At 74.9% G+C, this 502-nt stretch carries 1 protein-coding gene; it reads left to right on the forward strand.

Features of this window, described 5'->3' with window-relative positions; all coding sequences use genetic code 11:
- Positions 1-44: 44 nt before the first annotated feature.
- On the forward strand, positions 45-502 hold a 458-nt coding region (locus ABD308_RS04060), incomplete at its 3' end, for a M15 family metallopeptidase domain-containing protein (RefSeq protein ID WP_486327005.1).

Genomic DNA, 502 nt, shown 5'->3' on the forward strand with positions numbered 1-502 from the left:
CCGGCGCCGCCGGCCCCACCGCCTCCGCTGCCGGGCCGTCCGCGGTGCCGGGGCCGCTCGAGGCGGCCGAGGCCCGGGCCGTGGCGGCGCGGGCCAAGGTGCGCACGGGCAAGCCGGGCACCAACGGCTGGGAGATGGAGAAGGCCGTCGACGCCGGCGGTGCGATCTGGACGAAGGCCGTGGCCGGCAGCGAGGCCGAGGTGGCGGTGCGGATCGGTGACGTGCGGACCGTGCTGCTGCACGTCGTGCGCCGGTACCACTACGAGGTGGAGACGCTCCGGGCCGGCGATGTCGTCGGCTTCCGGGAGCCGGGCTCCTCGAAGGTGCGGCACGAGAGCAACCACGCCTCGGGCACGGCCGTGGACATTCGGCCGTCGGCCTTTCCGACGGGTGCGTCGAACGGCTTCTTCCCGCACCAGTTGGCGGTGGTCCGCGACATCCTCGCGGACTGCGAGGGCGTGGTGGCCTGGGGCGGGGACTTCAAGCCGGTCGACGAGGGACA

The organism is Kitasatospora putterlickiae, from assembly GCF_039527695.1.
GTDB classification, from domain to species: Bacteria; Actinomycetota; Actinomycetes; order Streptomycetales; family Streptomycetaceae; genus Kitasatospora; species Kitasatospora putterlickiae.